Source organism: Haloarcula salinisoli (genome assembly GCF_019599405.1).
Taxonomy (GTDB): domain Archaea; phylum Halobacteriota; class Halobacteria; order Halobacteriales; family Haloarculaceae; genus Haloarcula; species Haloarcula salinisoli.
Genome location: NZ_RKLQ01000005.1, coordinates 187,688 through 212,318, shown reverse-complemented (window position 1 = coordinate 212,318; position 24,631 = coordinate 187,688). Strand labels below are relative to the sequence as shown.

Sequence of the window (24,631 nt, the reverse complement as noted above, 5' to 3'; positions counted from 1 at the left end):
TAGCCGCGACGAGCAGTCGAAGGTTTCTGGGAGGTGTTTCGTTGCTCAGCCCGCTCCAGGGTTCAGTTTGACCAGCTTCGATTACCATACTAACTTGCTCCCGTTGGTAATTTGTGAGGTTGGCCGTAGACAGTGAAGGAATCTCTGCACTCACCTCCGGTTCCTCGTTAATTGGGTTTGCACTCACGAAGAGTGTCACAGAATACGGATCACTGTGGATGTTCTGCACCTCTGTGGGGGTTTCTGTGGACGATATGGGAGATTCTGTGGACGATGTAGGGGTTGAATCGGCTAGTGCTGTAGGTTGCGAACCAGAATTTGCCGGCGACGATGCGGGCGGTGAGGCGGGAGTTCCTCCACAGCCTGCAAGCAGGACAGTGAGACAAACCACCAGTGCACAACAGGGGAATGATCCACGGACACTGGACATAGACTACGGTGATTACTAACTGACAAGTGTCTTGTGCTATCCAAGTTATTTCGTGGATAGCGATATGGCACCTCTGAAAGGACAGTAGCTATCACAGCAACTCAGCCTAACAGAACAAAAATCGATAGAAGACTGAGGGAATACGCTGGGACTTCTGTTATTGGACTAGTTTGACTCCTGGTGACTAAGTTTCGCACGGCGCTCTTCGAATTCCTCTTCGGAGAGGTCACCGCGAGCATATGCCATCCGGAGTTCCCTGAGCGCAGGGTCAGTGGTCCCGGACGAACCAGCGCGACCGGCGAAGCCACGATACAAGAGGTACCCAATGCCACCGAGAACAAGCACCCAGACAAGCATCATCCCGACGCCCCACAGTGGTGAAAGGCCCCCTGCCATCCCCCCGTTCCACCACCAGCCCATCATCCCCATCATCGGCATCGCGAATACCATCATCAACACCGGCAGCAGGACGATAACTGCGAGGACGAGCAAGACGGCGCGGAGGAGGCCGTCGGAAGTGTGGTCGACGGACATGCGATTACCGAGTTCCGTTGCCGACTGCCGATAAAACCCGTTTGAATCGGTCGGTAACGTCAGTGGCAATCGAGTCGAGTGCATCGTTATCCGCAATGCCGACAAGCTGTTGCGGGTCGACAGCGCTCACGGTGATATCGTCATCGTCAGTCTCGTAGACGATGACGTTACACGGGAGGAGTGCGCCCAGGTCCTGCTCCGCGGTCAGCCCCTCGTGTGCGAGCGCTGGAGTACAGGCGCCGAGGATACGATACTGTCGAAACTCTTCCCCGAGTTTCTCCTCGAACGTGCTCTGGACGTCGATGTCACAGAGGACACCGAACCCCTCGTCTTCGAGCGCGTCGACGGTCCGTTCGACCACCTGGTCGAAGTCACCAGTCGCTGACGTTTCCATCGTGTAGCTCATACGCCATGGTACAATTGTTGTATATTTAACAGTAGTGTCCAGATGAATTACGCGCGGGAACTGTCCCTCCACTATCGCTACGAGACCGGTTTGAGAGGGACCGCTCTAATTGTTCCCGCCTCCGTTCAAACTCGTCATCTGAGAGATCACCACGCGCGTAACGTTCGCGGAGGACCGCCATCGAGCGCTCGCCGCCTTCGTCGTCTCGACGACCCCAGACCCTCCAAACAAGGTACAGCGGGAGCACGACTAACAGTCCCATCCAGAGGAGCCCCGAAAGTCCCATCGCTCCGCCGAGAAGTCCCCAGCCGCCCCCCATCGTTGATCCCCCCATCATGCCACCTCCATAGCCCCCACCCCCGTGGGCAGCAGCGGTGCCAGTCGTCACGACTAGCCCGAAGGCGACGGATACCATGAGTCGATAAGCGGTGCGTCCAATCTGCGTAGTGTGTTGGGTCATGATTCTGTATTGGCGGGTCGCGGTGGTCGGTCGATGCATTCGAATTGGGCAGGGTCTTCAGCAGTGGCCCTGTCCGTGCGTTCCGCGGTGGTCGTCAGTCTGGCCCTGTCCAAAGGGCCCGTGGTGGTCGCCAGCGTGGTCCTGTCCGTACGTCCCGCTATGGTCGTCGTCATGGTCTCGGGCCATCTCGCTGACGGTCACACCCATGTGGTTTTCCATCCACTCAACGGCGCCGGGACCCATGTGATCGGTCATGTGGTCTTCCATCCACGTCGGCCAGTCGTCATCGGTTTCGTCATACGGATGCGCGTCATCTGCCGTCGTGTCGTTGCCGTGTGCGCTCCCCAGCCCCGGGGCCAGCGCGAGGCCGACGAGTGCGAGCGCTACGAGCAGCCAGCGGCCGATGGTGAAATTGGTCATTGTCTTTCTCCCCAGGTAGTCGTAGGCCCGCTTTGGAGTTATCACGATGGGTGTGAACTGACACAGGAGAGGGGTCGAGAACGTGTATAGAGCGTTCTAATCGTTTCTCAGAAACAGGACCGTTCATACCACCCGAATTCGACAGTGTGGAGAACTCCGTTGTCTCAGAAGTATCCAGAAGCGTCCATCTAAATGGAAGTCCTCGATCAATCACGGTTCGCGTCCGGTGGCCAAGAGAGTCGATTAGCTAAGTACTGGTGAAGTAGCCGTCATACTCAGAAGAACCATTTTCAGTAACGCGCCACTTCGCAAACGTATGTCAACAACCGTCGAGACACCTGACGCGGACGAAGCATGTGCGTACTGTGGGTCGCGTATCTTCGACCACGAGCCAATCTGTGTCCGAGACTGCACCGATGACTGTGGGTCACCCAACTACTTCTGTAACCACGCCTGCCTATCAGCATATATCGACGACAACAATCTCGTGGCGGGCGATGCGTGTGAGTGGAACCCCGACGAAAGCAACTGCACCTAACTCCGACCATCAAGAGAGATAAGACCTACCCGAGGCATCTGTGTTCGAGAGGCTGTCGTTTCGACGACGGGAGCGGAAGCCATACCAGATGGCTGGCACGCCCAGTGGTAGCGAAAAGACGCCGAATAGGACCGCGAACAGCCAATCCGACTGCCACTCTCGGCGGGACGCAGCCCATGCAATCAGTCCCAGACCAGCCGTACCGAGAGCGAGGTTACTCCAGAGACCAATACCGGTCGCACAGTAGGCCCAACACAAAGCGGTTGCGGCGGGACCCAGCGGCGTCGGCGTGACGTTCGGGACGTAAACAACTCGGCAGTACAGCGACAGCACGAGCATGTACACTGCTGGTATAGCCAAGAGCCACCGGCGACTCGCTGTCATCGAGTCAGCCCACCGGTCGTACGCCCCCAAAAGTGCCAGTGGGAACGTAAACTCGAGAAGCCACATGCCAATCATGTAGCTCGCAACCGAATGGCCCCATCGCGGCTGGGACACGGGCAGTGTTACCGGCAGCCCCCACCCTAGCAGGTCCTGGGTTGGCGATGGGTTCGTCAAGAAGGCCACTACCACCAGTCCGACGGCGACAATCGTCAGTCTCTCGCCGACGGTGGCAATTCGATTCAGCGGTTCCGGGAGTCGATGCGCGTCGAGCGAACGGTTGCCAACGTGCATGTATGAGTCTATACGATACCATATTTTTCCTCGATTTCGGCTTCATCCTATAATGGGTTTAGAGAGGCCCCTTCGGAAGATTTCGAGCGATTAACTCATCAATTCAGTCGGGTATTTTCGAAGCGCAACGTGACGAGCTCCGAATGTTATGCGCCAAAACCACTCTAAATATAAATGGCCTGGGGCCAGTCGTCAACTCGTCTGGTTCTGCTCTAAATCATCGCTCGGATAGACACGATACGTTCGTCCCTGCCGCTCGCGGTACAACAGACCACGCTTCTCGAGGGCGCTGACCGTCTGGCTCACCTTGCTCTTCGAAAAGTCCGAGCGGTCTCGTAATTCGATTTGCGTGAGGCCGGGTGAGGACAGCACCGGTTCGAGGAGTCGGCGCTCGTCTTCTGGCAGGAGATCTAACACACGGGCCTGTGGTTGCGATTCCGGAGTAGTCTCTCCAGCTGGTTGTTCCGCCGGTGACGCAGTACTCTCAGGACCATCCGCATTCGCTGCTGGGGCCTGCGAACGGGTCTCTACATCTGGGCTAGTGAACTCGTCTCGAACCAAGAGATACCCGCCACCCACGACAGCGGAGACGAAGAGCGTCCCGAAGACGTACCAGAGTGGACTCGTTCCGTGCGCAGCGCCCATCGACGACCCCATCCCCATCATCGACCCCATCTGTTCGAACGCTTGCTGTCGCTGGTATGCTTGCCAGCTGAGCACTCCGCCAAAGAGAAAGATAGCCGCGACGAGGAGGCCGGCAGCCGTATCTGCACGCCGGCGATTCATCCCTCACACCTCACTCTGGTGTGTCCCGTGATCATATGTAATCGTCAGTGAGACGGCGGTGTACCAGTTTTGATTACCATTCAAACGTGTCGCGTACTGACTGAAGCGCAAGCCGCGACAACAGCCGTGTCGGTCCTCGCTTCGGGAGGTCTCGAACAGTATCAATCGTCCCCGGCGGTTCAGCACCGCCAACGTCCAGCTCCCATCCAGTCTCGTCTGCGAAGCGGTCGACAGCCTGCTCCGCCTGCCGTCGCACCTCGTCGACGTTCATCGTTACCGGGTTTCTGTCTCGCACGACCACGTAGCCGTCGACGATGACCGTCTCTACGTCGGCTGGACCAGCGTTGTTCACGATGTGAGCGGGGATGTTGGTCAGGGGCGTGAACTTCGGCTTCTCTATATTCAAGAGAATCAAGTCGGCACGTTTGCCCGGTTCGACACTCCCGATTTCGTCGCCTATCCCCAGGGCCCGTGCTCCCTCGACGGTGAGCATTCGGACGAGCTCCATCGAGGTGTACTGTCCGGCCGTCCGCTTGAGATTGGCAGCGAGGCGGGCCTGTCGGGCTTCGCCGAACAGGCTGTACGAATCGTGCCAGTAGTGGTCGTCGATTCCCAGCCCGACATCGACGCCTGCCGACCGTAACTCGGGTACCGGCGTCCACTGCATCTCAGCGTCGGGGTTCCAGTAGGCGAAGACAGAGGGACAGTGCGCGACGGACGCTTCCGAGGCTGCAGTTCGCTCGATATCGTCCTCGTCGGCGAGACGGAAATGCGCAGCAAGGAGGCGGTCGTCTAGGAGGCCGACATCGTCGAGCAGGTCGAGCGAGTCGGCGGCGCCGTTGGCTCGTGCCATCGTGTTACTCTCTTCGAGTTCGAGCAGATGCGTATGCACGAGCAAATCGGGGTATTCTGTAGCGAGGGCCGCTGTGCGCTCCCATAGCTCGCGTGTACACGACCAGTCGTCGTGTGGGCAAATCGTCGCTTGAATACGCCCGCCGTAGGTATCGTGATACGCCTCGATGAACTGGCGAGCGCGGTCGAACTGTTCATCGACCGGTTCATCCCAGAAGAGGTCCGTAATCACCGGACCGAACAAGCCACGCAGCCCTGCTTCGCCGAACGCCTCGGCACCTGCGCCGGGCTGGACGTCCATCGAGTTGACCGTCGTAACGCCGCCAAGCGCAAAGTTCAGTGCGGCCAGTTCGTATCCGGCCTCCACCAGATAGTCGAACTCGTCATCGGCGAGACGACCGAAGATAGCAGTCATGCTGCCCATCATCTCCAGCAACCCGAGGTCGCTGAACGCACCTATCAGCGGAGTGAATTCGAGATGTGTGTGTGCGTTGATGAGCCCCGGCATCACGAGCTTCCCATCGCCGTCGATTACCTCCTCGGCCGCAATGCTTGCGTCGCCGTCGATGGACTTCCGAACCTCTGTGATACGTCCGTCGTCGACGACGACCGTCCCACGCTCGTAGAGCCGGTTGCGTTCGTCGACAGTCAAGACGAGTGCATCGTGGATGACCAGGTCAACGGACACTGTTAGTCACCTCCGAAGTGGATTTGCTGGGACATAGTGTGGCTGTCGCTACTGCCGAGATGCAGTAGTCTGACAGGTGTACCGATACGGGCTGCCGCCTCTCGTCGACGCGGTGTGACGGGATTCGGTCAATGGTCATGGCTGTCGGCCCCACCTCCTTCAGAAACGTGTGGGTGTTGGTCTGAGAACTCTGTCGGGTGCTCGTCGAAGGACTGCTTGCAGCGCTCCGAACAAAAGTAGTACGTCTCCCCGTCGTGGGAGAGACTCGGCCCGCTGTCGTCGGTTCGCATCCCACAAACGGGGTCACGATACTGACCGGGCGCGCCGAGACCTCGACGGTAGACATACAGGAGGAACCCAGAAAGCGCGAAAGCGATGACGTTGAGGTAGAACGTGTAGTTGAGTTCGAAGTACGTCTGTTCGGTCGCTGTCTCTCCGCCCGCGAGGTCTGGGACGATACCGAGCGCGTTGAACAGTTCTTCCATGAGAAAGCCCGTGAAGGCCATCGTCACGAAGAACACACCGAGGATGTACAGCATCACCTTCCAACCGTAGTACTTCCGGTAGACGTTCAGGACGGGAATCGTGATGAGGTCGGCGTAGACGAACGCGATGACGCCAGCGAAGCTAATACCCCCGCCCCAGAGGGCAACGGCGAATGGGACGTTGCCCATGCTTCCGACGAAGCTGACGACGGCGATGGCGACCCCCATGATTGCATTCTCGGCGCTGACAAGCACACCCTCGCCCTGGAGGAACAGCGTGTTCCACACTGATTGTGGGACGAACACGATGACGAACCCCGAGATGAGAAAGCCGGCCACGACGTCCTTCCAGATCATTGACCACTCCTTTCGGTACTGATTGCCGACCTTGTACCAGCCGCCCCACGACAGGAGTTCCTCACGCCACCCACCACTACTGGCGGCTTCCTGCTCGTAGGTCTCCATACAGCCTTCCGAGCAGAACTTCAGCATCTCGCCGCCATCGGTCACCAGCGAGTACTCGTCTTTGCCTTCCATCCCGCAGGTCGGGTCCTCTGTAATCCCGTGCTCGTGGTCGCGGTCGTTGAGCGCCTGTCTGACCTCGTCGAAGAGATTCTCCGGGAGGGTCAAATGGACGAGGACCGCCATCACCGCGATGAGAATGACACCACCGAGCAGTTCCGCGACGAGGAACTCCCAGCCCAGGAGTATGAGAATCATGAGCCCCAGCTCGACGATTAGGTTCGTCGAGGCGAACATGAAGGCGAGGACGTTCACCGCGTGTGCCCCCTTCTTGAACAGCCCTTTCCCGATAGCAATCGCACCGAAGCTACACCCGCTACTTGCAGCGCCAAACAACGTCGCTTTCGTGACGCCACCCACAGTCTCCTCGCCCAGTACTCTTGCCATGCGTTCCTTCGAGACGTAGACCTGCACGAGACTCGTGATGACGAGGCCCATGATGATTGCCCATGCTGCTGTCCAAAGGAATCCGAATCCGATCCGTAAGGATTCGAAAATCCCGTCGACGATGGCAGCTTGCATATGTAGACCAACACAGCCATCTGTTTTGTCAATTGTTCTTAAGATTGTTAGCTCTGAACCCGACGAAAGTTTGTGTTCGGAAGCAAGATACGCCGGCTACAATGACTGTCTGTGTGAGACAGGCGTTCTAGCTCATCGTTCGCTGCGTGGCCACACCTCAATCAGGGCAATCTGTTAACCTATGACAGGCCCTCTCTCTGCTATGGAGAATCACTCCGAACACGGGCGCCACGGCTCTCCAGAGGGATACGGTCCCGGCGGACACGCGACGCTGGGCGGGCTATCGGTGGACGCAAACGGCCTTCGCTTCGTCCCGGCGGAGACACGCTTTACACCAAGTGACTCACTGGACTGGAGCTTCCAGATTGTCTCGCAAAACGGCGATGTCGTGACAGACTTCGAGGAAGCTCACGGACAGCGCGGGCACCTCATTGTCGTCCGTCGAGACCTCACTCGCTTCCAGCATCTCCATCCAACCCTCGGAAACGATGGGACGTGGCGTGTCGAGGCGCTCACCCTTCCTGACCCGGGCGTCTATCGAGCGTTCATCGACATAGTGGTGGACGGTCATCCGATGACACTTGGAGTCGACCTCTTTGCTTCAGGTGAGATGGCGGTCGCACCAAGGCCCAATACAGCACGACATGCGACAGCAGCGGGATACGATATTGAACTCCAGACAGGTGGGATTCTCGCTGGAGAGGCGTCTGAGTTGGTATTCGAAATCAGAGATGACGGCGAACCCGTGTCTCGACTGGACCCGTATCTGGGCGCACTCGGCCATCTTGTTGCACTCCGCGAAGGCGACCTCGCATACCTGCACGTCCATCCCGAGGAGACGAGTCCCGACAGTGGACAGGTCGAATTCGGTGCGCGGTTTCCGACGGCCGGGAGATATCGGCTGTTCCTCCAGTCGAAACCGGATGGCACGCTCATCACGACCCAACACGACATCCGGGTCGAACAGTGATGCGACCATGCCCGACCTGATTACCGGCGTCTCCCGCGGTGGGTCATCGGAGCCGTTTGCTCGGCGCCGCCCGATGTAATCTCCAAGCTTCAGAGGACACACTCCGCTTCGATTCCAAAGCCATTTGTCTCAACTACTTTCGGTAAAAAAGGACAATCCGAATAAAAGAGCGAGGCGTAGTTAGTACTGTATGTCCACCACTATCACCGTCGAAGGGATGACCTGCGGACACTGTGAACAGACAGTCGAAGACGCGTTAGCGGATGTCTCCGGCGTCACCGGTGCCACCGCCGATCGAGATGCTGAACAGGCCACTGTCGAGGGTGACACAGAGGTATCGAGCCTCGTGGAGGCTGTCGAAGACGCGGGATATACTGCACACGCTTGAACTCACGGCGTGCTGACGGCTGCTACTGTGGTTCTTATTCGAGTCCTCCCGCCGGCCGTACGCGATAGTGTTGGCGTGTAGATAGTACAATGGGTGACGGTACCAATAGACAACACATGAAGAACCCCCCAGACCACGACCCGCCGAACGAACAGCCACGGGACCACCGCGCTGCTATGCAGTCAGACGACGCTGTTTCCTGTTGCCGCATCTGTGAACTCGAATCTGCCGGCGATGGAGCGGCTACGCCCGACAGCGAGCACCAGCACGACCGTCCACAGCAAGACGATTCACGGACCCATCCCGATTCCAGCGTCGAACAGGAACTGCTCGAAGAGGAGGCCGAGCGGGCCGACGAAGCCGAACGGGAGATACACGAGCGGACGGAACACGACGAGCATACGCACGATAGTCATGGCGAAGACGGCGACCACGCGGGTCACGACGGTCACGGTGGAATGCACGCCGGTCACGAACAGATGTTCCGCCGGCGGTTCTTCATCTCGACGGCGCTGTCGATACCCGTCCTCCTCTACAGCCCGTTCATCCAAGGGGCACTCGGATTCTCCTCGCCGGCGTTTCCCGGGAGCACCTGGATAACGCCAGTCTTCGCGGTGGTCGTGTTCGCCTACGGTGGCATTCCGTTCCTCAAGATGGCGATTCCCGAGCTGAAAGACCGGTCACCGGGGATGATGACGCTCATTTCGATGGCAATCTCAGTCGCATTTCTCTACTCTGTCGCCAGCCTGTTTATTCCCGGGACGACGCCCTTCTTCTGGGAACTCGTCACGCTGATCGATATCATGTTGCTCGGTCACTGGATAGAGATGCGGTCGGTCAGGGCGGCCTCCGGTGCACTCGACGAACTCGCCAGGCTCATGCCCGACACGGCCGAGCGAGTCACCGAGAGTGGGGATACCGAGGAAGTGCCCGTGTCAGAGCTCCAGAACGGAGACGTACTGCTCGTCCGACCAGGAGCGAGTGTCCCCGCCGACGGCGAAGTCGTCGAGGGGGCCTCTTCAGTCGACGAGTCGATGATCACGGGCGAATCACGACCAGTGGACAAAGAGCCGGGCGCAGACGTCGTCGCTGGGACGGTCAATCAAGATGGCAGTCTCCGGGTCCGCGTGACGAAGACGGGCGACGAAACGGCACTAGCCGGCATCATGCGACTCGTCGAGGACGCCCAGCAGTCGAAGTCAAAGACACAGCTGCTCGCCGACCGGGCGTCCGGGTGGCTGTTCTACGCCGCGTTGGGTGTGGCGGCCATCACGGCTGTGGCGTGGGTCATTGCGGTGGGGTTGAACATCGCCGTACTGGAACGCGTCGTCACGGTGCTCGTCATCGCCTGTCCACATGCACTCGGTCTGGCTGTCCCGCTCGTCGTCGCAATCAACACGTCGACGGCCGCCCGAAACGGGATGCTCATCCGCGACCGTATCGCCATGGAGGAAGCTCGGAACCTGGACACGGTGATGTTCGATAAGACCGGGACGCTCACCAAGGGCGAGCAAGGTGTCGTCGGTGTCGAGACGGCAGCTGGTTGGTCCGAAGAAGAAGCGTTCGAGGTCGCTGCTGGCGTGGAAGGCGACTCTGAGCACATGATCGCTCGCGCGATTCGGACCGCCGCCGACGAACGTGGCGTCCAGCGAGCGAGTGTCTCGAACTTCGAGAACCTCCGTGGGCTCGGGGTCAAAGCAACCGTGGGCGGCGAGCTAGTCCATCTTGGCGGTCCCAACCTAATCGAGAAGCTCGGCATCGACAGACCATCGTCTATCGCTTCATTCGCCGATGAGGCCGGCTCAAACGCCCAGACTGTCATCTACCTCATCCAAGACGAATCCGAGGTCGTCGCTGCGTTTGCGCTGGCAGACGTCATCCGGGAGGAAAGTCGGCAGGCCATCGACGCACTACACGCGATGGATATTGAGGTGGCGATGCTAACCGGCGACTCCGAAGACGTCGCGAAGGCCGTCTCCGAAGAACTCGGTATCGACCAGTACTTTGCTGAAGTGCTCCCCGAGGAGAAAGACACGAAAGTCGAACAGCTCCAGTCCGAGGGGAAGCTGGTCGCGATGGTCGGCGACGGCGTCAATGACGCCCCGGCACTAACTAGAGCGGATGTCGGTATCGCCATCGGCTCGGGGACAGACGTGGCAATCGAGTCGGGAGATATCATTCTCGTCGAGAACAACCCCCGCGACGTCGTTCGACTCATCAAACTCTCGAAGGCGAGCTACCGTAAGATGCAGGAGAATCTCGTCTGGGCGACCGGGTACAACGTGTTTGCCCTTCCCCTAGCGGCCGGCGTTCTCGCACCTATCGGTATTCTCCTGTCGCCCGCTATCGGTGCGGTGTTCATGTCGCTGTCGACCGTCATCGTCGCGATCAACGCCCGTCGGCTCCGCGGGGTCGATCTCTCGTGATTGACCCATTCCGCCAGTGGGCCTTCGACCGTCGCAACCACACGCACAGCCAGTGCGTCTACGACTGGTGGAGCCGACACGACCGGGTGTACGCCGCCTTTGTCACGGCCTTTCTTCTTGGCCGCACGGGCGAATTTCGCGACCGGACGGTCGCCGCCCTCTCGCTGGACCCCGGTGATACCATCCTCGATGTTGGATGTGGGCCCGGTCCAAACTTTGAGCGTCTTGCCGACGCCATTGGTCCGACTGGGACTATCGTGGGCGTCGACGCCAGCCCCGGCATGGTCAAGCGGGCGAAGGAACGCGGCGAACAGTTGGACTGTGAAGTCGAAGTACTTCGAGCCGACGCTAGGAGACTGCCACTGGCGAATGACCGCTTCGATAGGGTGTGCGCGACACTCTCCTTGAGCGCGATGGGCGATGTCGAGGCAGTCGTAGCGGGAATATCCGACGTTTTGCGGCCCGGAGGACGCATTGCAGTTCTCGACGCTCGGTCGTTCCAGACTGCACCGCTTCGCTGGCTCAACCCGCTCGTCGAAGGCGTCTCCGCGTACATTACCAACTGGTATCCCGACGCTCCAATAGCACGGTCTGTCGAAGATATGTTCACGGAGGTCTCTATGAAGGCGTTTCACGGAGGGACTGTCTATGTAGTTACTGGGAAGAAACGAGACTGAACCAATTCCACAGTTGCGTCCGTGTGGGTGATACTCACCTCACTGGTCTACATATGCTGCCCGTACTTCCTCGAGAAGGTCATCTGGGTCCGTCCAGGTGTTTGCACGGTCGACCCGCTCCATCGACAACAGGTAGTGTGCGAACATCGCGTCATAGGCTGCATACTCTTCTTCCTCAGTATCGTAGGACCGGTAGAACGCTCTGGTTCGGTCCCGATACGTCGGCTGGTCGATGTAGCCTGCTTCCCAGGCATGGCCTCCCTTGGAGTGTTCGTACACGCCAACGATATTGTCAGCGTAGCTCGCTAAGAGCTTGAATTTCGACGTAAAGAACTCCGAAATATCTAGAATCTCGTCCATTAGGAACGCTTCAACCTCTTCGTCCGTGCTTGAATGCTGGACCTCGGACGCAAGGTGGTCCCGTACTGCTTCCAGTCGTGGCCGCTCCTCCTCAGCATACGAACCGAGTACGAAGTACGATGTCGTGTTGATGAACCGACCGAGCTCCTCATGCATCGCCGTCTGAATTGCCTCGACGCGTTCAGGTGTGAGTGTCTCACCAGGTGTCGAACCCAATTTGTCGATAACTGCCCGCATTCCATCGTCGGTAGTCATATTGGCCATCACAAACCACCGCTACCTAACGGTACGGAAAACGGGCTGAAAGTGAAACGCGGGGAAACTTCAGATACCACTTCGATTTTCACCGAAATGGTTATTTGACTGGACGATGAAAATCCATACACGATGTCTCGCCCCGATTCCACCCGATTCAGGCCCAGCGAGGAGATGTCCGGCCTGAATCCGATTACAGCGTTGGGTTCGCTGGACGACACAACCCGCGCGAACATCATCGGCACCATCGTCGGCCATCCGAAAGGAGCACCCTCGAAGAAGGAGCTCGAATATTACAATCCGAGCGTCGCAGCATCGACACTCACCGATCATCTCTCCCGGCTGAAGAAGGTGGGGCTAGTCAAGGTTGTCGAACGGGACCGGGAAGGGCTCCAACGCGGCCAGCCGTATCGGTTCTTCCAGCTCACCGACGCTGCCCGTGACCTCTTCGACCGAAACAACCTCTTTGAGCCCGATGCGTATCGCGCCATGTTCGCCGAAGTCGAGAAAACAGACGAAATTGAGGCCGCTGAAGCCGTCGACCGTCCGGGCGATCAAGACTGAAGGCCGTCGGAATTGGAGAGAGGGGACCTCTAACACGTGCTAGTGAGTGTGCTCAAACTATTCAGAGGATAATGGTCAACCCTCTGAGTGAGCGCAGCCACAGTGCAGGTCTGCTATTACAGCTGGTGGCATTGAGAGAGTTACTGCTGGTGGCGATGGATCTCATCGCGAACGATAGTTCGGATGTCCTGCTCGGGGAGTCTAGTGTCATCGGGAATATCTGGTTTCTCTAGTGGTTCGAGTTCTTGCGCGGCGGCTTGAAGCCGCTCATCCGCAGCTGCAGCGTAGAAATAGAGGTCACGGCGGTCATCGTGGAGTACTCGCAACGTTGACTCGGCAACGGGCGTTCCATCAGCCGCTTCAGCGTATGTATAGCCTTGCTCAATGCGTTCGAGTGCGCGTCGAATAGTTAGGAACTCGTCAGCGTTGACCTGAAGATAGCCATCTTCGACGTCAAACCCCGCCGGGGGCCGTCCAGTCCATCGGCCGGCCTCTTTTGCAGCGTCGATGCCGGATTGAATCCGGCGGAGCTTCTGTTTGTGCTCGACACGAGCGAGGTCGCCCATCACACCAGCAATCAGCTGACTCACAGCTCTATCGACGAGGTCATCCTCAAGGCTGATTTCGAGTCCGACTTCTAAATCTTGAATGCTGGTTTCATGGCTAAGACAGAACTCGAGGAAGTCGTGGATTTCGCCAGCACCGAGTCGGGAGAGTCGGGACAGCTCGTGAACGACGACTACATCCAAAGAACCGTCTTCGATATCTGAACGGAGCCGCTGGTACTCTTCACCACGGGCAGTTTCAGTACCACCGATGATGTCTGCATAGGCGTTAATCTCTGGCTCATCGTACGTGTCTCTGGCAAACTCCCGAAGTTCGTCGAGTTGTCGTTGTGGGTCTTGGTCTGTCGTCGAGACACGGGCGTAGATGCCGATTTCGGGCATACTTTCTGCGGCCTCGACCGAGTGTATAAGTTATCCACCTTTTGAGGGGTCCGTAGGAAGCACTTCCTTTTAGCGATCTATCGAGAGCTTCGATAGCCAGTCCAAAACAACCTGCTCAGCTTCATCGGGTTCCCTGAATGTACTGGTTCCACCAAGAAGCTCATCAACCCCCTCACTCGTCGTCGCTGGCTCCACAACAGTCGCTTGTGTTGCATCAGAGAGATCGTTACTGCGAGTAACAGCAGACCCGCTCGTTCCACGCCGCCCGCAGACGAATTCCAGACAGTCCATTGTCTCAGGGGTTGCTTCTCTGACGAGTGCTGCAAACAGCGGATCGCCAGGTAGCAGCAATCGAATCGACGGATACTTTTCAGCGATTTCTGGTTTGAACGTCACGACAATGCCGCTGCCACCGCCGAGTTCTGCCTGTGCTGTCTCACCCAATGAGTCCGGTATCGCGACCTCGCCCTCGTCTGGTAATGCCAGCACATAGGCGTCGTTGACGACGTCGTCAAAGCCATCGGCACGAGTGTGATTCCGCAATGCAGTGAACCCCCACTCCGCTGCCTCAAGCCGGTCGCTCTGCGTGAGTTGGGTCTCAATGGTCTCTAAGCTTACGAGCGGTTCATACGAACGATTGCCAGTCCCTACCTCTTCGAAGGCCGGATAGCAATACGGCTCCCATCCATCAAGCCCAGAGCTTTCGATAATCGCCTCTCGTGTCGCCGCCTCACCTGACTGACTCGCTAGACCGGTCTCCTCAGCCTTTTGTTGAGCCTGTTTCGCCCGGGAATCTGCTTCGGCAACGACTTGCTCACTAGCCGCTTGGGTGTCCTCGGACCCGGACCCTCCCATGACGGCGTCTTTGATATCCTGTTCAATACTGTTCAAGACGGGACGCATCGGCCCGACCACGTTCTCAAACAGCTGCAACCGTCCCTCCAGTTCTTCGTAGATATCGCCGTCGATGCTGTCCTTGTATGCGTAATTGATGATTTTCACGACCTCGTTCTTCTGCCCAATACGGTCGATACGACCGATGCGCTGTTCGACACGCATCGGATTCCACGGCAGATCAAAATTGATTAACGCGTCAGCAGTCTGGAGATTCAACCCCTCACTCGCGCTGTCTGTACAGATCAGGATATTCGTATCCCCATCAGTGAAGTCACGCTTGATGGCTTCTTTGCCGACGTTGACCCACTTGCCGGTCGGCTCATCGAACTGCATCCCACCCCCACCACTGTATGTCCCGACGTTTGGATGCGTATCAGTCAGCGTCTCACGGATGTGTTCGAGTGTGTCGTGATACTGGGTGAAAATAATGATGTTATCCCGAGCGCTCTGTCGAAGCGAACGGATATCGCGGCGTAGTTGGGCAATCTTCGGATCTGTATGTGCTTGGTTGAGATCATCCACGAACTCTTGGAGAGCAGCCCGCTCCGCCTGAATTACATCCGCTGCGCCACGGCTACTCGGTTGGTATGCGTCAAGGGATGCTTGCCCGATCGCCTCGTCGATTGTCGCCTCCGTCACACCGGCATCTTGACTGAGGTCGGAGACTTCCTCGGTCATGTCCTCGACCTTCTCGTCGAGCTTTTCCATCCGACGCTGGAGGCTCTGCGTGATCGCGTGCAAACTGCTCGTCAGGCGCTGACGGTACGTGGTCATCACGAAGCCCAGCGCCAGTTTCTCCTTCCCGGTCAGCACCTTCTGTGACTGCTTGTACGTTTCATCAATATACTGCTCTACTTGATCGTAGAGCGGCGCTGCATCTCCCAATTCAATCCGCTTCGTCTCGACATCCCGTGTCGGGACCGTATCGTCGAGCAACCCAATCTCCTGACACTGCTCCAGAACCGCACGTGTGTTCCGGAAAATACGGGACTGCACTGGTGTCGCCCACTGGGATGCCTCAACTAACGCACTCCACTCTGTCGGGCCACAGTCGAATATGAGCGAGCGCGGATCGTCGAACCGAGACGAAGTCTCTCGGACACCGACGAGTTTCTCAAGGGCTTTGCGCTGTTGGATCGATTCTGTCGTTGTCGAATCGACCAGCGCGTTGGCTTGCTTGTCATAGCCCGGATTTGACGTGAGGTGTTCGTGGATGAGCTGCCCGATGCGCTCGATCTTGGGTCGTCCCTCACCCTCTTCGAGGTCTAGTTCCTTTTGGAACTGCTGGAGGACTTGCTGCTGGCCATCCGTGATACTCTGATAGCGAGAGCCGACAGTGTCGAGGCTATCCCCCAGTGCCTGTCGGGTCTCGAAGAACTCGACGAATCGCTCCTTGTCATCCCAGCCTTGGGGTAGATCACACAGCCGGAGGAGGTCGTAGAGCTCGCCGACGTTCAGCTGCATGGGCGTCGCTGTAAGCGCATAGAGACACCGCGAAGCGTCTTCGACCTGGCCAAGAAGGTCGTAGAGCTTCGTCTCTTCGCGGGCGCTGTGTGCCTCGTCTACGACCGTCAGATCCCACACGTCATCGTCGGTCCGTGGTGCGACATGCGTCTGATTGTTTTCGCGGCGGGCGGTATGCCACGACTCAATCACAACGGTCGGCCCATCTCTCTCAGTAACAAACGATCCAATCGGTGTGTTTTCCCACGTGTCGGCGTCGGTGGTTCCGGACGTCGTAATGCGGTGATTCTCTGCGTCCCCGAGAGGCCCAATCATATGGTCACCGTCGTAGGACCGCTCGTGGTAGTAGGCGTGAATGTTGAACCGGTCCAGAAGTTCGTTCTGCCACTGCTGGACCAAGCCTGCGGGCACTAGAAATAGAGCGGTCTCTACCTCACCCACCTGCATCAGCCGTGAGAGGGTCAGGCCTGCCTCGATGGTTTTGCCGAGCCCCACCTCGTCACAGAACAAGAGGTTATTCGGATAGATACTGACTGCTGTATCGGAAATCGTCCGCTGATGTGGCCAGGGCGTAACAGTAGAAATCTCCTCTGCGAGATGGATTCCTCCCGGCGTGCGCCCAGCGATTGAGACAACGCCGGCGGTATCGTCTTCCGGAACGGTCTTCTGGGGGTCGTGATTCTTGACGCGTTCGACGTGTTCGTCGAGCGTTCCATCGGTGTCCTTCCAGTCGATGAGGTCCTGGCGTGCAGCTTCGTCGAGCTCGAAGACATCGACGGAGGGATGGAAGCCGTTCCAGAGCGCGTTGAACGTCGAGACATCTTCCTCAACGTACTTCGCTTCGCCGCGACTCCAGGAGCGATGCACTTTGAAGCGCTCGTAGTTGTACTGCCACGCACTGAGCGTCTCGTTGATGCTCCCCTCGAAGCTGATCTTATTGCCCTCGCGGTCCACACCGATGCCGAGCTTCGGGTGAAAGAGCCCGTCACCGCCTTTGGGGTCGCCGACCTTGATTTGGAGGTCGCCGCGGTCGAGGAGGGTCGCGATGATGGTGAGTTGGGACTCAACCCACGGTTCGAGGGGTTCATCTGCGTCAGGGAACATCGCTCCCTTCTCGCGCTTCTGGAGGTCGGCTCCAGCGATGACACGTACTGTTCCATCAGTCTCGAGGAGGGAGTCAACCCCTTCGAGAGCGTGCGCCAGACTACGCAGACTCAGATAGCCGGCGAGCCGGTCGTAGCGGATGACCTCGTTGAGGAATGGCCGGTAGAACGTCTCCATGAGCGTCCGGTTGGTCCGGAACTCGCTCTCGTACACCGGCTCCCACGAGACGTCCCTGAGGGTCATTATTGGTGATCGCTGAGCTCGGTCTGCCCCTCTTTCGTCATATCGATATGACTGAGGTTGATGTCAAGGTAATCGCCGGTCTCACCAGAGACGAGATTAACAAGAGTTTCACGCATATCAGATTCAGCGGGGAGTACTTCCAGTAGCGCGGTAACTGTCACCTCAAACTCCCGATTGGACTTGAGGTTTCGATCCGAGAGCCACTGCCAAGCTGCGCGCGCTCCCTCCCGCTCGTAGACGTGGATGGCTGAGTGGACAGCATCAATGTTGTAAGTAAACCGTGTGTCAGTCGGGTTTACCGGGTACTTCCGAGAGGACGGGTTATCTGCGCTGTCGCTCTTCAGCATGACGATATCTTGGACACGATCAGTGTGGTCCTTTAGCTGGATGTCTTTGCCGCTCTTACCCCAGATTTTTGTTGAACGCTTGATGTTGTCAATATCGACGTTGGCAGCCACGCCCAACTGTCGCGCCTCATCGTAGGGGATTGTGTCGTTCTCGTATATAAGCCAGGAGAGGATGTACCAGCGCGAAAGCGAGTCAATCTGTTCAATACCGTCCGTCTTGAGGAACCGCTCTGCGAGGACGCCAGTGACCGCCTCTCGGGCCTGACTCAGCGCCTCCCGGGGCCGGATCTCCTCGCCCTTCTTGTTCACAACGGGATACTCCTCGGCGTACTTCTGGAGCGTCGGGCCGTAGGCGGCGATGGCCGTGTCCGTCTTCGAGATGTTGTACCCTGAATCGAGGATTTCCTCGGCTTGGTCCCGGGCCGCCTGTCGGATGTCGTCCTGAACCTCCTCCCAGAGCGTCCGTGAAGGGGATTGGGCCTCCTCTTTCCGAGCGACGAGGAAGATGGAACTGTCGGCGCTGGCTTTCCCCTGGACGCCGATCCGGTCGGACATCTCCGTCTTGATGGGGTGAGTGGCCGTGATGGTGAACCCCGCACTGATGAGCGCGGAGGTGAGGGTGTCCCACGCGTCCATCTCCCGGTGGGTGAACATGACGGTCATCACGCCGCCGGGGCTGAGGAGTTCCTGCACCTCTGCGAAGATCTCCTCCATCTTGCTCTCGTAGTGTTCGTCTGCGAGATCATCCTTCGACTGCTCGTCGTCGGCGATCTCCTCAAACCGATACGGGTTCGCCACCGCCTCGTTGTCTTTGTCGGTGAGATTCGACCCGTAAATCTCGGGGTGGACGTCTTCCAGATACTCCTTCTGGATAACATAGAACACGTCCGAGAGTTCCGCGTACATGATACTGCTGTAGTACGGCGGATCCACGATTGCTGCATCTACGCTTCCCGGCTCCCAGTGAGAGGTCAGATCGGCAGCATCCGAAGAGAGCACATCAGCCGGCTCCATGTCAGTCACGTAAGAAACGAGGGTCTCATAAGAATCGATAACATGGTCGGAGTGCTTCCGATATCCTCGCCGTGGCGCAGACAAGTTGTTGTCCACAGACATTTTCTTCAGAATGAGGTTATTATCGGTGAAGAGGTGGCTACCGTAGCCGAATAGGTCTCGCCACTGGTTCAGTCGAGTGTTGTAGTTCATAGACCTGCTCGCAGACAGAGTGAGTACTGTTAGGAGGGCATTTGCCGTCTCATCATCGTACTCACTACGAATCTCTGGTTTGAACTGCTCGAATGATTTATAAAATTCGTACTGGACTACGAGTTGCCGAGGGGTGAATATGTCTCGCCATTCTTCCATTCCATAACTACTGGGATCACTGATCCGGCTACTCACGTCAACCGGCTCACTCAGGAAGGTTAGAAGGTCAAAGTCAGATTCGACTCTCTCGGCTGCCTTTGCCATCCCCTGTTCATCAAGTTCGTTCCCTGCTCTATATTTGCGCTCTCCTGTGGCTGTTTCGTAGTTTACTCCGTATATGCTGAATTCGAAGTCTTCACTTTTGATCTTCTGCTGTACGCTTTCCTGTTGGTTGATGACCCCACAGTGAGGACACTCGGCACTTTCTCCTCGAAGAGGACCTTCATCAGGATCAAATCCGTCTGGAGAACTCTCTACCCGAGAATACGTATAGCGAACTGCTCCATCTTCGTATACTGGTACTGTAACATCTCCACCGTCGGAGTCCTTGTTCAGCCACCACTTCGAGACGAGTGGAATCTCCCCTCCACAGGAATCACACTGGATGATGTATGTGAGGGCGGAGTTCAGGATCTGCCGGTCCGGCTCCTCCGTCGGGTAGTATGGCTCGATGTTCTCCTTGGCTGTCTCGTGGATCTTGTCTCGCCACTCCCGAATATCTGGGTCGAGTGACCCGACCTTCGGCGCATACTCCAGCCCCGCTTTCAGGATGAGCGACGGGACGGGGTTCAGTTCGTTGGCCTTCGCCGGGAGGCCATAGCGGATCGCCTCGAAGGGGATGATGCCTCGGCCAGCAGTCGGATCGAGGATCGTCGGCAGGTCCCCGCCCCACGCCTCCCGGAGCGTTCCCTGCAGCTTCTCGATCTCCGCCTTTGTCGGCGACTGCGTGTTGGGGTTCGGATAGCCGTAGTGGTCGTCGAGGGTGCCGCTCCCCTTCTCCTCGGTGAACTTGTTCTCGACGAACTCTGCGAGACCGCTGTCGAGTTCCTTCGGCCCGATCTTCATCAGCCGGAGGAGTTCGTCGGAGTCGATCTCACCCGGATACACCGATGCGAGAACGGCGAGCCGGACTGCCGGCGTCGGCCGGGCGGCAAACCACTTGTGGAGGCTCCGGAGGGAGTGGTAGCGCCCCGACTCCATGTCTTTCTGGCTCTCGATGTCGATTGCATTCAAGGGTAGCTTCGACTCGATGGCGACGTTATCTGGTACACCCTCTTCGTCGGTGAATGATTGCTCAGACATTGGTTTATTAGATATGATCGGCGAGCAGGACGCGGAGCGCTTTCGTACCACTGGGAGAGGAGGGTGAGCGAGCTTTGGCGTGCCAGTAGTAGCACTCACCCAGGCTCATCTGGTCGATGCCTTTCGCCACTTCTCGGAGACGGTCCCGGCGGCGCATCGGCTTCATGGCACGGAACGCAATCGAAAGCCGAACCCCGGCCGCTTCGGGAAGACTCACGCTTGCTGGGTCTCCTGTACAGACTGTCTCGGGATCGAGATCCAGATCGCGGAAAGTGGCTTCAATGAGGTAACTCACCTCACTGAACGCTCCACTACGCAGCGTGGCAATACGAATCGCACACCAGTCATCCCAGTCGTATGCCGTATCGTCGCTTCCAGGGAGTTCAGACGGAGAGCTATCACCGACGATAGCCTCGTCTAGCTCGCACACTGAGATGGTCACAGATTTGCCGGTCCTCTCGAACCGGTCCCGGCGAGCGGTCGCGATATCATGGGGAGCCAGCTCATACAGCGATATTTCGTGCTGGTCGTCAACCCGGTTCCGCGTCAAGACGAACGTGGGCCGATTCCCGTATGCACCGGTGGTGAAGGCGAACGAATTGCCCTCTGCTATCCCGTGGCTCATGATTGCGCCACCTCACTGGACTCGACAACGCGAATCTGTGCGTGCATTGTAACGGTGAACGCATTGTCGACCGCGAGGAGTTCGTCAAGCGCATCGAACGTATCACCGTAGAGACGGTCATTGGCATCGTTGAACTCGATGGCGAACTCGGCCTCTGCGGTACGACCGCCGTCAGGGGCTGCGAGATCCTCCGGCTCCATACTGAACCGGAGATGACTCGCGAAGACGTCCGGGCGGCCATCGAAGTCAACTTCGAACTCCGATTTCGAGGCAGCCCCGTCGTTGGCCTCGTAGTCGAAGTTCATGATGGTGTCCTCCGCAAAATCCTCATCATTGCTGAGTTTATTCGCAGTGAACCAGGCACCTTTCCACGCATCAGCGCCGTCGATGCGGATCCACACGCCTTCCACAATCGGTGTCAGTTCGTCAGGATGCCCATCGTATTCCTCGCGAGCGCTGGTGAGCTCATCGGCGATATCGGCCCGCATCTCCTGCAGTGCACGGGAGACGTGTGCCGGTTCGGAGGTGCGAACCTCGATGAGTTTACTGAACGGTTCAGGTTCGTCACCACCGCCACCACTCGAACCACCATCGCCACCGCCGATGGTCTCGTCATCATCGCCATCGGTTGTCTCGTCCTCCGTTTCTTCATCATCGGGTTCCTCCCACTCGATTTCACTCCCAACGTCGTCGATCAACTCGTCAAGAGAGGTGTACAGCGTGTGTGATTGTGAGAGCTTGACGTCCTGGTAGCGGAGATCGGTATGGAGATTTATCGCGTCCTCAAGCTCGTGGTCGTCTGTGGAGAGTTCTGTGCCGGATTTGTAGTGTCCAGTCTGCTGGTCCCCATCCCAGTACGCGTACCCGTCGTCACGGACAAGACGAGCAATCGTCTTCCGCAGGGGAATCGGCGACAAGAGAATCTCCGCATCCTGGCGCTTCCCGAACTGTTCTTCCAGGGCCCGTGTCGTCATCGAGTTCGCACCGACGTTCCAGATCGTCGCCTCGAACCAATCGACACCGTAGGCGTCCTCACCTTCGGGGATGATTGCGCCGGCCTCGTCGAGTTTCTCGATAACACTCTGATGGATGGTGCTATCGGTCGTGACGTTCCGATGGGCAAGCCCGTTCCCAGTCGGGAAGTAGAGATGTGTGTACGCCTTCTTGATGTCCTGATCAAGCGTGCCCTTCGCACTATCGAGACGTTCACCGAGTTTGTCCTGCTGTTCGGTGTTGAGTTCGTACTGGTCGCCGAGATTGTTCTGGATGTGTTTGATAGCGGCGACACGTTCTGCGGTCCGCTTTGCATCGGTGACGTCGTTCGCACTGGCCGCGAGGAAGACGACGTTGTTCTTGTACACTCGCGGGGTCTTCTGTCCACCACTCGACGATGCCGTGTTCTTGAACAGGGTGGTGATGGTCTCCGGAACAGTCTCATAGTCAGTAATCGTGACCGTATCGAAGTCCATCACGCACAGATGAGCCTCATCAGCTGTATCCGGAATCTCGTGTGGCTCTTCAGGTCCGACGATCACATTGAGACTGCCCTGACCGAGCGCCTCATCAAGGGCCTCTTCGAGGTGCCGGCGGGCAAGCCCATCTTGCAGATGTTCAACGACGGAGTCGACGAGTTTCGTCAGGTTCGGTTCCGATTTGAACTGGATTTTCTCCCCGTTGTCTCCATGCAGGTAGAAACACGCAGACAGCCGACCTTCGCCGAGGAGGTTATTCAGTGCATCATCGTAGTGGGCCAACTCAACTTCGGGATTAGCGATAGCATGTCGAAGTGGGCGGCGTGTGGTACCCCTACCATCGGCACCCTTGACGATGCTCTTCCAGAGAATCGTCGTCGTGAGCTGTGTGCCAAGTGGTGGATGTCCATTTGTGACCCAGTTCCGGTCTTCTTCCTCCCCGTTCGCAGTCCCGTCTTCGGAGAAGATGTCCGCTTTGATTGCGGCCTCGAAGTCCATATCAACCGAGCCGAACAGTCGAAGGAGCGTTGAGCGGACGTCACCATCGGAGGGGTGCAGATCGAACAAGCGAACGAAGTGGCGTTCCTGGTTGTCGTTCTGGTGCTGCCAGAGTCGGTATACCGCGCGAGAGAGGAGCTTAAGCGCACCCCGAGTTCGCTGAAACGACGGAAGTGAGTCGAGTTCCTCTGTGAGCGTATCGATTACCGTTGGATGAATCGGATAGCTATCTTCGAGCCGTTCTCGATGCTCTGGACTCGTTGTGCTGTCGGGGAAGGAGTCGCGATCCCCAGTATAGAAGGAAGCGTAGGTGTCTACAGTCGCATCGCGACCGGTTCCGTCGACGCTCTCGAACAAGCGGTGTCGAAGGACTGCAGCGATTTCGTTGTCTTCGGTCGGAGTGATGGACCCTTCGACGCGGTCGCTGATGCTGTTGAACTCCGAAATCGTCTCGGAGACGAGACCGCGAACGTCCTCAGCTTGGTCGGCAAAGGCCGTATCCGCAATACTGAGGACAACAGTGACGTTGTCATTGTTCTGTGTCGCGGACAGCAGCGACATCAGGAAGGTATTCGTTTGTTTTGCGAGCGTGGAGTCGCCAATCTCCACGGCAGCAGCCTGTTCGAGATAGGCTGCGATCTCGTCGAGGAGAATGAGCGAGGGATTGTCGTTGCGCTCGAAGAGCCGTTCAAGCTTGGTGGTTCCTGGTGGAGTGCGATTTTCGTCGTTCTCACGCAGGAACTCGTAGCCCTCACGCCCGAAGAGTTGGTACGCCATCTCGCCCCACATCGTGTTCGTTGCGGGGGCGTCGGGATCATCGTAGTTCGAGCGAGCGTCTTCAGCATCAACATGGGTCCCAACGAAGACAGCAGAATTGACATCGAGACCGAGTGCGGCAGCGTCAGTGTATTCATCTGCGATATCCTGGTCAGTGATGAAGTTGGACAGATCTGGGACAGCAGTGGGCGATTCTGCGAGATGGTATGCAGCTATCTGATTGTGTGTTTTTCCGCCACCGAAGCTGGTGTCCAGACGAAGGATACCGTTGGTACCTGTGTAGTCATCATTGTGTGCCCCAACGAAACGAGTCGCGAGACGCGTGAGTAGTTCCTGCAGACCGCTGGTGGGATAGGTTTTCTCGAAGAAGAGGCGTGGGTCAGCGTAGACGTCAGGAGCGTCGGTGCTATGGGCGACGTCGGCAAGGCTAGCTGCGAATTGGTCCTCAGCGAGTTCGCCAGTGAGGACGTCCTGCCGCGGGTCACAGCTGTCGAAAATACTGGGAAGGCTATGATCCTCTGTCGTGGTGGGGGTAGTGTCACTCATTCGTCGGCAGAATTAGACCCAGGTTGGCGTTCTTTGAGAAGTGATTTGACCACTGAATCGAGGGAAGTGTGGTCTTCTTCATCTTTGATGTCTTCGAGCTGTTCTTTTGTCCAGTCTTTAACTCGAATCATGGGCATGGTCTCGTGAACGTGAGAGGTTCTTTGCTGATGGCATTCATAATCAGGGCGTTATCTGAGTGTAAACAAATAGTAAACTTAACTTTTTGGTAAGTAATTTTGCATTAT

20 protein-coding genes are annotated in these 24,631 nt (G+C 57.6%); 6 read left to right on the top strand and 14 right to left on the bottom strand.

What is annotated here, in order from left to right:
- The 5 genes from EGD98_RS19300 to EGD98_RS19280 form a co-directional block, all read right to left on the bottom strand.
- A partial coding sequence (locus EGD98_RS19300; RefSeq protein ID WP_220589985.1) for a hypothetical protein occupies positions 1-229 on the bottom strand: 229 nt, incomplete at its 3' end.
- A 366-nt stretch (positions 230-595) separates the two neighbouring features.
- The gene (locus EGD98_RS19295) at positions 596-964 is read right to left on the bottom strand and encodes an SHOCT domain-containing protein (protein ID WP_220589984.1); all 369 of its coding nucleotides are present in this window, start codon (positions 962-964) and stop codon (positions 596-598) included.
- Positions 965-968: 4 nt separating this feature from the next.
- Positions 969-1,370, bottom strand: coding sequence for a DUF302 domain-containing protein (locus EGD98_RS19290; protein WP_220589983.1), 402 nt, complete (start codon positions 1,368-1,370; stop codon positions 969-971).
- Between the two features lie 25 nt (positions 1,371-1,395).
- Positions 1,396-1,551, bottom strand: a complete 156-nt coding sequence (locus EGD98_RS20920; RefSeq protein ID WP_236039668.1) for an SHOCT domain-containing protein — start codon at positions 1,549-1,551, stop codon at positions 1,396-1,398.
- A 336-nt stretch (positions 1,552-1,887) separates the two neighbouring features.
- Positions 1,888-2,250 (bottom strand): hypothetical protein, encoded by a 363-nt coding sequence (locus EGD98_RS19280; RefSeq protein ID WP_220589981.1) that lies wholly within the window; start codon positions 2,248-2,250, stop codon positions 1,888-1,890.
- 316 nt (positions 2,251-2,566) lie between these two features.
- Between EGD98_RS19280 and EGD98_RS19275 the strand changes: the two genes are divergently transcribed.
- Positions 2,567-2,788: a hypothetical protein gene (locus EGD98_RS19275; protein ID WP_220589980.1), complete on the top strand. Its 222-nt coding sequence runs from the start codon at positions 2,567-2,569 to the stop codon at positions 2,786-2,788.
- Positions 2,789-3,655: 867 nt separating this feature from the next.
- On the opposite strand, the gene EGD98_RS19270 is transcribed toward EGD98_RS19275, so the two are convergent.
- The 3 genes from EGD98_RS19270 to EGD98_RS19260 all read right to left on the bottom strand — a co-directional run bounded on the left by EGD98_RS19270 (position 3,656) and on the right by EGD98_RS19260 (position 7,318).
- Complete coding sequence (locus EGD98_RS19270; protein ID WP_220589979.1) at positions 3,656-4,249, bottom strand: helix-turn-helix transcriptional regulator; 594 nt, start codon at positions 4,247-4,249, stop codon at positions 3,656-3,658.
- 73 nt (positions 4,250-4,322) lie between these two features.
- A complete protein-coding gene (locus EGD98_RS19265) occupies positions 4,323-5,789 on the bottom strand; it encodes an amidohydrolase family protein (RefSeq protein ID WP_220589978.1) in 1,467 nt (488 codons plus the stop codon).
- A gap of 128 nt (positions 5,790-5,917) precedes the next feature.
- Positions 5,918-7,318 (bottom strand): permease, encoded by a 1,401-nt coding sequence (locus tag EGD98_RS19260; RefSeq protein ID WP_220589977.1) that lies wholly within the window; start codon positions 7,316-7,318, stop codon positions 5,918-5,920.
- 202 nt (positions 7,319-7,520) lie between these two features.
- Here EGD98_RS19260 and EGD98_RS19255 point away from each other — a divergent pair, with 202 nt between their 5' ends.
- The 4 genes from EGD98_RS19255 (at position 7,521) to EGD98_RS19240 (ending at position 11,779) form a co-directional block, all read left to right on the top strand.
- Positions 7,521-8,288 (top strand): FixH family protein, encoded by a 768-nt coding sequence (locus EGD98_RS19255; protein ID WP_220589976.1) that lies wholly within the window; start codon positions 7,521-7,523, stop codon positions 8,286-8,288.
- 190 nt (positions 8,289-8,478) lie between these two features.
- Positions 8,479-8,676: a heavy-metal-associated domain-containing protein gene (locus EGD98_RS19250; protein ID WP_220589975.1), complete on the top strand. Its 198-nt coding sequence runs from the start codon at positions 8,479-8,481 to the stop codon at positions 8,674-8,676.
- Positions 8,677-9,155: 479 nt separating this feature from the next.
- The gene (locus tag EGD98_RS19245; RefSeq protein WP_417936059.1) at positions 9,156-11,102 is read left to right on the top strand and encodes a copper-translocating P-type ATPase; all 1,947 of its coding nucleotides are present in this window, start codon (positions 9,156-9,158) and stop codon (positions 11,100-11,102) included.
- Positions 11,099-11,779, top strand: a complete 681-nt coding sequence (locus EGD98_RS19240; protein ID WP_220589974.1) for a class I SAM-dependent methyltransferase — start codon at positions 11,099-11,101, stop codon at positions 11,777-11,779. The genes EGD98_RS19245 and EGD98_RS19240 overlap by 4 nt, the downstream gene beginning before the upstream one ends.
- A 39-nt stretch (positions 11,780-11,818) precedes the next feature.
- On the opposite strand, the gene EGD98_RS19235 is transcribed toward EGD98_RS19240, so the two are convergent.
- Complete coding sequence (locus EGD98_RS19235) at positions 11,819-12,394, bottom strand: DUF8170 family protein (RefSeq protein WP_220589973.1); 576 nt, start codon at positions 12,392-12,394, stop codon at positions 11,819-11,821.
- 132 nt (positions 12,395-12,526) lie between these two features.
- On the opposite strand from EGD98_RS19235, the gene EGD98_RS19230 reads away from it, so the two are divergent.
- Positions 12,527-12,958: a helix-turn-helix domain-containing protein gene (locus tag EGD98_RS19230; RefSeq protein WP_220589972.1), complete on the top strand. Its 432-nt coding sequence runs from the start codon at positions 12,527-12,529 to the stop codon at positions 12,956-12,958.
- Between the two features lie 140 nt (positions 12,959-13,098).
- Here the strand turns inward: EGD98_RS19230 and EGD98_RS19225 are convergent, their stop codons facing one another.
- From EGD98_RS19225 to EGD98_RS19205, 5 genes are all read right to left on the bottom strand, one after another.
- The gene (locus tag EGD98_RS19225; RefSeq protein ID WP_220589971.1) at positions 13,099-13,905 is read right to left on the bottom strand and encodes a recombinase family protein; all 807 of its coding nucleotides are present in this window, start codon (positions 13,903-13,905) and stop codon (positions 13,099-13,101) included.
- A gap of 69 nt (positions 13,906-13,974) precedes the next feature.
- Positions 13,975-17,613 (bottom strand): helicase-related protein, encoded by a 3,639-nt coding sequence (locus EGD98_RS19220; RefSeq protein WP_220589970.1) that lies wholly within the window; start codon positions 17,611-17,613, stop codon positions 13,975-13,977.
- Positions 17,613-20,468, bottom strand: a complete 2,856-nt coding sequence (locus EGD98_RS19215; protein WP_220589969.1) for a DUF1156 domain-containing protein — start codon at positions 20,466-20,468, stop codon at positions 17,613-17,615. Before EGD98_RS19215 ends, EGD98_RS19220 begins: the two co-directional genes overlap by 1 nt.
- 7 nt (positions 20,469-20,475) lie before the next feature.
- Positions 20,476-21,093: a DUF7680 family protein gene (locus tag EGD98_RS19210; protein WP_220589968.1), complete on the bottom strand. Its 618-nt coding sequence runs from the start codon at positions 21,091-21,093 to the stop codon at positions 20,476-20,478.
- Positions 21,090-24,386: an ATP-binding protein gene (locus tag EGD98_RS19205; protein ID WP_220589967.1), complete on the bottom strand. Its 3,297-nt coding sequence runs from the start codon at positions 24,384-24,386 to the stop codon at positions 21,090-21,092. The genes EGD98_RS19210 and EGD98_RS19205 overlap by 4 nt, the downstream gene beginning before the upstream one ends.
- Positions 24,387-24,631 lie beyond the last annotated feature (245 nt).